Origin of the sequence: Kitasatospora sp. NPDC056531, from assembly GCF_042794375.1 — a bacterium.
Classification (GTDB): Bacteria; Actinomycetota; Actinomycetes; order Streptomycetales; family Streptomycetaceae; genus Kitasatospora.
In genome coordinates this window covers 1-3,821 of record NZ_JBHTTU010000242.1, presented here as the reverse complement: position 1 = coordinate 3,821, position 3,821 = coordinate 1, and the positions used below count along the sequence as shown (strand labels likewise).

Genomic DNA, 3,821 nt, shown 5'->3' with positions numbered 1-3,821 from the left:
TGTGCGACATCCCGTGAGTTCCCCTGAGCCCTGCTGAGTCCTTGCCCTCGTGGCCAGGATGTTCGGTCTCCTTGGAGTGTTCGTCGATCCGGTGACAGAATTTCAGGATTCTCGAAGAGCTCTCACTTTGTCCGATCGATCTGCGATCGGGGTGAAGGTGAGGCGTCAGCCGCATCCGGGAACCGTGGGGTCTGCTGCGGCAGCCTCGTCAAGTACCGTGGTGGCCGCTTGAATCGATACATATCGAGAGGTCGACGCCATGCCCACCGCCAGGTTCTTCTTCGACGCTGGATCAGGCGTAGTCCTTTGGGCGGTCACGCCCGAGGACAAGGAGGTGTGGGGGTACGCGGTCGAGCTGGACCGACTACCGATCAGTCACGACCTCCGTGACGGCCTGCGCAGGCTGATAGATCGCTACGATACGTCGTTGAACTGGGATTACCCCCCGGACCCGGGGCCGTGGCGTGAAGCGGAGTGTCACGACTTCAACGAGGCGGTACGCCAGGCGCTCGGCCGCCTTCGCGCCGAGCTCGGCCCGGCGTGGCAGATTTACGACGAGTTCGACGCACTCCACGAAGACCCGGACCTTGACCGCTACCTGGCCGACCCAGCCGGATTCGTTCGCACCTAACCTCACGGAATGCATGTGCGACATCCTGAGAGTCCCCCTGAGCTCTACTGGCCTGTGACGTAACTTCGGGATTCCTGAAGCGTTCTCATCTCGTCCGACCGATCCGCAGTCGGGCCGAAGGCGAGGAGGCTCGGGTTGGCGCTGGCGGTCGTACGGGATTTGCGTGAACACTGGGCGCCCGCGTCGGCGGAGGAGCTGGAGCGGTTCGAGACCGACGTGCTGTCCGGGTTCGTCCTCGCACGGGCCTCGGCGGGCCTGGCGGACGGTACCATCCGCGGGGATGTCGGGCACCTGGAGCAGATCAGAACCTGGTTCGGCCGACCGCTGTGGGACATGGAGCCTGCCGATGCCGACGCGTACTTCGGGAAGGTGCTGCGGAACTCACCCAGCGGCACCCGGCTGGCCCGGTCCCAGGCGCTGACCACGTACTTCCTGTTCCTGGAGCTGCGGCACAAGGTCGAGCTCCACCGGATGACCGGTCGGGTGGTCGAGTGCCCGATCGACGAGATGAACCGGCCGCGCGGCGCCAAGGACGCGGCACTGCGGATCCCGCCGACAGAGCCGGAAGTCGGGACGCTGTTCACCGGCTGGGGCGGTGAACTGGCGACCTGCCGCAAGTTCGCCCCGACCGCTCGGAACTACACCGCCTCGAAGCTGATGTCCCAGGTCGGCCTGCGGGTCAGCGAGGCATGCAAGCTCGACCTGGACGACATCAAGTGGAACCTGGGCCGCTTCGGCAAACTCCACGTCCGCCACGGCAAGGGCGCCCGCGGCTCGGGCCCGCGCGAGCGGATGGTCCCGCTGATCAACGGCGCCGACCGCACACTGCGGTGGTTCATCGAGGACGTCTGGGGCCAGTTCGACGACGACCACACCCGCCCCGGCGCCCCGTTGTTCCCCTCCGAGCGCAAGAACACGGACGGTTCCTCGCGCCGGGTGGGCGACGACGCCCTGCGCGGCGGGCTCAAGGAGGCGGCCAAGGCGCATCTGCCGGGGTGGGGCGAGCGGCTGACGCCGCATGTCCTGCGGCATTTCTGCGCGTCCCAACTCTACGAGAACGGGCTGGACTTGCTCGCAATCCAGGAGGTTTTGGGACATTCCTGGATCGCCACGACGATGCGATACGTCCACGTCCAGCAGACTCGGGTCGAGGACGCCTGGGTCGCCGGGACCGAGCGGGCCGCGAAGCGGCTGGAAGGGCTGATCCGATGAGGTGGAACCTGCGGCTGACGGCTGCGAACAAGGGTATCTGGAAGGCATCCGAGCTCCAACGGAGCCTGGCCGAGCACGGGTTGGTGATTTCGGCGGGGAAGATGTCCGGGCTGTGGTCCGGTCAGCCGGTCTCCCTCAAGCTGGAGGACCTGGACGTCATCTGCGTTGTCCTCGGCTGCGAGATCGGTGACCTGCTGATCCCCGAGCCAGACAAGGTCCGCCGTCCCGGCGAGGAGAGCGGCCAGCAGGCTGCCGCCGTGTCCGGCCCGGCCCCGGCAGTGGTCCCGCGCCGGCGGGACGGCCGGTCCCTGCCGCCGCAGTGACCATGGGTCCGAGTTCCTGCCCGGAGTGTCTGGCCTGGGGACGCTTCTTCGAGCCGCGGTGCTCGACATGCTCCTCGTTCGCCAGGCGCTGGAAGGTGGGCGAGTGCGCCGGTTGCACACGCCGAGTGCCGCTGCGGGAGGAGTACTGCCGTCTGTGCTGGGTGCAGGCGAGGGCGGAGGCCGCCGAGACCGGTGCGAGGCCGGAGTCCTTGCTGCCTGAGCTGCGTCACCACCAGCTGTTCTTCTACGGCATGACGGCACTCTGGGACCGGCGGGCCAAGCCGACGCCAATCAAGCACGCCCGCCGGGGCCGGCCCAGACGCCCTGATCCTGCTCCAGCGCCGCCACCGTCCGCGGCCGGGTGCCAGCAGACGCTGTTCGAAGCACGGCGTGACCTCACGCAGCGGTGGATCGGCGAGGAGTACGCGCACCACAGCAATCCCTGGTTGGCCTGGGCCCGCCATAACGCCCATCGGCTCGGGGAGGCCCGCGGCTGGCCCCGACGGACGCGCCTGACCGTCGATCGGGCCCTGGTCCTCCTGCTGGCCGACCATGCCGAAGGCGACACCGTCAGATACTCGGAGATCTTCCCGATGCTGCGGTCGCGCGGCATCAGCGTCGAGCGCACCACCGAGGTGCTCGACCTCATCGGCGTGCTCCTCGACGACCGGCCGTCCTCGTTCGAACATTGGTTGGAGTCCAAGCTCGACGGCCTCACCCCGGGGATCGCCCGCGACGTCGGGGACTGGGCCCGGCTGCTGCATGACGGCGGCCCTCGTTCCCGGGCCCGGCACGGCACCACGGTGATCAACTACCTCAACCGGATCCGGTCCGTGCTGCTGGAATGGTCAAACCGCTACGACCATCTGCGCGAAGTGACCCGCGACGACGTACTCGCCCACCTCGACACGGTGCACGGCCAGCAACGCCACGCGGCCATCGTCGCCCTGCGGTCCCTGTTCGGCCGGGCCAAGAAGAACGGCACCATCTTCAAGAACCCGACCACCCGCATCCGCGTCGGCCAGCGCGAGGAAGGCATCCTCCAGCCTCTGAAGCCCGAGCACATCAACGGTTCCGTCACTGCCGTCACCCACCCCGCCGACCGGCTGATCCTCGCCCTCGCCGCGGTCCACGCGGCGCGGGCCGGCGCCATGCGCCGCCTCCAGCTCGACGACCTCGACATCGGCAACCGGCGCCTGACCATCGACGGCCGCACCCGTCGACTGGACGACCTCACGCTTCAACTCGCCAGGGAATGGCTGGAGTTCCGCCGTCGCCGCTGGCCCGACACCGCCAACCCGCACCTGCTGATCAACAAGCAGACCGCGTTGGGAACCGGGCCCATCAGCAGGAACTCAGTTGCCGGTCCAGCCCTGCACGGCCAGCCCGCGACTCTGGAGCGGCTCCGCATGGACCGCCAGCTGGACGAGGCACTCGTCCGTGGTCCCGACCCCCTCCACCTCGCCGAGGTCTTCGGCCTCAGCGAGAAGACCGCGATCCGCTACACGAACTCCGCCCGCGCCCTCCTGGAACAGCTGTCGGAAGCCGACCCCACGACTTCACCACGAACCCATGGGTCCACCCCCTAACATCAGGGCAACGGACCCTCGGGTTCGCGCTGAAGAACCTTCAGTTTCCGCGAACTCGCGGGGGTC

The 3,821-nt window shown here is 68.1% G+C and carries 4 protein-coding genes; all 4 read left to right on the top strand.

What is annotated here, in order from left to right:
* Nucleotides 1-259 precede the first annotated feature (259 nt).
* The 4 genes from ACFQ87_RS45025 to ACFQ87_RS45010 all read left to right on the top strand — a co-directional run bounded on the left by ACFQ87_RS45025 (nucleotide 260) and on the right by ACFQ87_RS45010 (nucleotide 3,755).
* Nucleotides 260-631 carry a hypothetical protein gene (locus ACFQ87_RS45025; protein ID WP_380616847.1) on the top strand — a complete coding sequence of 124 codons (372 nt, stop codon included), beginning with the start codon at nucleotides 260-262 and terminating at the stop codon, nucleotides 629-631.
* Between the two features lie 135 nt (nucleotides 632-766).
* Nucleotides 767-1,843 (top strand): tyrosine-type recombinase/integrase, encoded by a 1,077-nt coding sequence (locus tag ACFQ87_RS45020; protein WP_380616846.1) that lies wholly within the window; start codon nucleotides 767-769, stop codon nucleotides 1,841-1,843.
* Nucleotides 1,840-2,166, top strand: coding sequence for a helix-turn-helix domain-containing protein (locus tag ACFQ87_RS45015; protein WP_380616845.1), 327 nt, complete (start codon nucleotides 1,840-1,842; stop codon nucleotides 2,164-2,166). The genes ACFQ87_RS45020 and ACFQ87_RS45015 overlap by 4 nt, the downstream gene beginning before the upstream one ends.
* Before the next feature lie 125 nt (nucleotides 2,167-2,291).
* Nucleotides 2,292-3,755, top strand: a complete 1,464-nt coding sequence (locus tag ACFQ87_RS45010) for a hypothetical protein (protein ID WP_380616844.1) — start codon at nucleotides 2,292-2,294, stop codon at nucleotides 3,753-3,755.
* Nucleotides 3,756-3,821 lie beyond the last annotated feature (66 nt).

What these genes read in the sequence shown, in the direction of transcription:
- ACFQ87_RS45015 (WP_380616845.1), top strand. Translation starts at nt 1,840, where the DNA reads ATGAGGTGGAACCTGCGGCTGACGGCTGCGAACAAGGGTATCTGGAAG.
- ACFQ87_RS45025 (WP_380616847.1), top strand. Translation starts at nt 260, where the DNA reads ATGCCCACCGCCAGGTTCTTCTTCGACGCTGGATCAGGCGTAGTCCTT.